A 3,433-nucleotide genomic window follows, 5' to 3' on the forward strand; every position below is an offset into this window, starting at 1 on the left:
GATTCCGGCGGCGTCCTACTCTCCCACACCCCTTCGAGTGCAGTACCATCGGCGCTGGAGAGCTTAGCTTCCGGGTTCGGAATGAGACCGGGCGTTTCCTCTCCGCCAAGACCACCGGAAAACCATCGAACCCGACAATCACGGGTCGTTCGGTGAACCAGAAATCACATGCGGTGATTCAATTATCAAACGGGTTCCCCGAAACCGATTGCGGTTCGGGAACCACACAGTGGACGCGTAGCAACTGAGGACAAGTCCTCGGCCTATTAGTACCGGTCAGCTCCACCCCTTACAGGGCTTCCACACCCGGCCTATCAACCCGATCGTCTCTCGGGGGCCTTACCCAACCGAAGTTGGTGGGAGTCCTCATCTCGAAGCAAGCTTCCCGCTTAGATGCTTTCAGCGGTTATCCCTCCCGAACGTAGCCAACCAGCCATGCCCTTGGCAGAACAACTGGCACACCAGAGGTTCGTCCGTCCCGGTCCTCTCGTACTAGGGACAGCCCTTCTCAAGACTCCTACGCGCACAGCGGATAGGGACCGAACTGTCTCACGACGTTCTAAACCCAGCTCGCGTACCGCTTTAATGGGCGAACAGCCCAACCCTTGGGACCTACTCCAGCCCCAGGATGCGACGAGCCGACATCGAGGTGCCAAACCATCCCGTCGATATGGACTCTTGGGGAAGATCAGCCTGTTATCCCCGGGGTACCTTTTATCCGTTGAGCGACGGCGCTTCCACAAGCCACCGCCGGATCACTAGTCCCTGCTTTCGCACCTGCTCGACCTGTCGGTCTCACAGTCAAGCTCCCTTGTGCACTTACACTCGACACCTGATTGCCAACCAGGATGAGGGAACCTTTGGGCGCCTCCGTTACCCTTTAGGAGGCAACCGCCCCAGTTAAACTACCCATCAGACACTGTCCCTGATCCGGATCACGGACCCAGGTTAGACATCCAGCACGACCAGAGTGGTATTTCAACGACGACTCCACAAACACTGGCGTGTCCGCTTCACAGTCTCCCACCTATCCTACACAAGCCGAACCGAACACCAATATCAAACTATAGTAAAGGTCCCGGGGTCTTTCCGTCCTGCTGCGCGAAACGAGCATCTTTACTCGTAGTGCAATTTCACCGGGCCTGTGGTTGAGACAGTCGAGAAGTCGTTACGCCATTCGTGCAGGTCGGAACTTACCCGACAAGGAATTTCGCTACCTTAGGATGGTTATAGTTACCACCGCCGTTTACTGGCGCTTAAGTTCTCAGCTTCGCCCCGAAGAGCTAACCGGTCCCCTTAACGTTCCAGCACCGGGCAGGCGTCAGTCCGTATACATCGTCTTACGACTTCGCACGGACCTGTGTTTTTAGTAAACAGTCGCTTCTCGCTGGTCTCTGCGGCCACCACCAGCTCGGAGAGCAAGTCTCCTCACCAACAATGGCCCCCCTTCTCCCGAAGTTACGGGGGCATTTTGCCGAGTTCCTTAACCACAGTTCACCCGAACGCCTTAGTATTCTCTACCTGACCACCTGAGTCGGTTTGGGGTACGGGCCGCCACGACACTCGCTAGAGGCTTTTCTCGGCAGCATAGGATCATCCACTTCCCCACAATCGGGTCGGCATCAGGTCTCAGGCTCGTGTTGTGCGGATTTGCCTACACAACGCCCTACACCCTTACCCCGGGACTACCACCGCCCGGGCTGGACTACCTTCCTGCGTCACCCCATCGCTCACCTACTACCCGATTGGTTCGGCGGCTCCACCAAAACCGTTCACCCGAAGGATCCCGGCGGCTTCACGGCCTTAACATCACGAGGTTCGGCGCTGGCGCATCGTAGCGGGTACGGGAATATCAACCCGTTGTCCATCGACTACGCCTGTCGGCCTCGCCTTAGGTCCCGACTTACCCTGGGCGGATTAGCCTGCCCCAGGAACCCTTGGTCATCCGGCGCACACGTTTCTCACGTGTGATTCGCTACTCATGCCTGCATTCTCACTCGTGCAGCGTCCACCGCTGGTTTCCACCGCGACTTCACTCGCTGCACGACGCTCCCCTACCCATCCGTACGCCTGAACCACGAAGGCTTGGCTACATGTACGAATGACACGACTTCGGCGGTGCGCTTGAGCCCCGCTACATTATCGGCGCGGAATCACTTGACCAGTGAGCTATTACGCACTCTTTCAAGGGTGGCTGCTTCTAAGCCAACCTCCTGGTTGTCTCTGCGACTCCACATCCTTTCCCACTTAGCGCACGCTTGGGGGCCTTAGTCGGTGCTCTGGGCTGTTTCCCTCTCGACCACGGAGCTTATCCCCCGCAGTCTCACTGCCGCGCTCTCACTTACCGGCATTCGGAGTTTGGCTTATCTCAGTAACCTGGTGAGGCCCATCAACAATCCAGTGCTCTACCTCCGGCAAGAAACACACGACGCTGCACCTAAATGCATTTCGGGGAGAACCAGCTATCACGGAGTTTGATTGGCCTTTCACCCCTAACCACAGGTCATCCCCCAGGTTTTCAACCCTGGTGGGTTCGGGCCTCCACACGGTCTTACCCGCGCTTCACCCTGCCCATGGCTAGATCACTCCGCTTCGGGTCTTGGGCGCGCGACTCAATCGCCCTGTTCGGACTCGCTTTCGCTACGGCTACCCCACACGGGTTAACCTCGCCACACACCGCAAACTCGCAGGCTCATTCTTCAAAAGGCACGCAGTCACGACCACCCACGACTAAACGCGGATGGCGACGCTCCCACGGCTTGTAGGCACACGGTTTCAGGTACTATTTCACTCCCCTCCCGGGGTACTTTTCACCTTTCCCTCACGGTACTAGTCCGCTATCGGTCACCAGGGAATATTTAGGCTTAGCGGGTGGTCCCGCCGGATTCACACGGGATTTCTCGGGCCCCGTGCTACTTGGGAAATGCGCAAGCAAGCCGCACATGTTTCGTCTACGGGGGTCTTACCCTCTACGCCGGACCTTTCGCATGTCCTTCGACTACATGTACGGTTTCTGACTCGCCGACCGGCCGGCAGACCGATCAAGCACACTCCCACGACCCCGATCACGCAACCCCTGCCGGGTATCACACGTGACCGGTTTAGCCTCATCCGATTTCGCTCGCCACTACTCTCGGAATCACGGTTGTTTTCTCTTCCTGCGGGTACTGAGATGTTTCACTTCCCCGCGTTCCCTCCACACACCCTATATATTCAGGTGCGGGTGACAGCCCATGACGACTGCCGGGTTTCCCCATTCGGACACCCCCGGATCACAGCTCGGTTGACAGCTCCCCGGGGCCTATCGCGGCCTCCCACGTCCTTCATCGGTTCCTGGTACCTAGGCATCCACCGTGCGCCCTTAACAACTTGGCCACAGATGCTCGCGTCCACTGTGCAGTTCTCAAACAACAACCGATTCCCACGAACATTA

Annotated in this window: 2 rRNA genes; both read right to left on the reverse strand. The window is 57.7% G+C overall.

Annotated features, from left to right (window positions below):
• Positions 1 to 2 precede the first annotated feature (2 nt).
• Positions 3 to 119, reverse strand: a 5S ribosomal RNA gene (gene rrf / locus ACIRL2_RS51175).
• Positions 120 to 246: 127 nt separating this feature from the next.
• Positions 247 to 3,375, reverse strand: a 23S ribosomal RNA gene (locus ACIRL2_RS51180).
• Positions 3,376 to 3,433: the final 58 nt, after the last annotated feature.

Origin of the sequence: Embleya sp. NPDC127516 (genome assembly GCF_044765325.1) — a bacterium.
GTDB lineage: Bacteria > Actinomycetota > Actinomycetes > Streptomycetales > Streptomycetaceae > Embleya.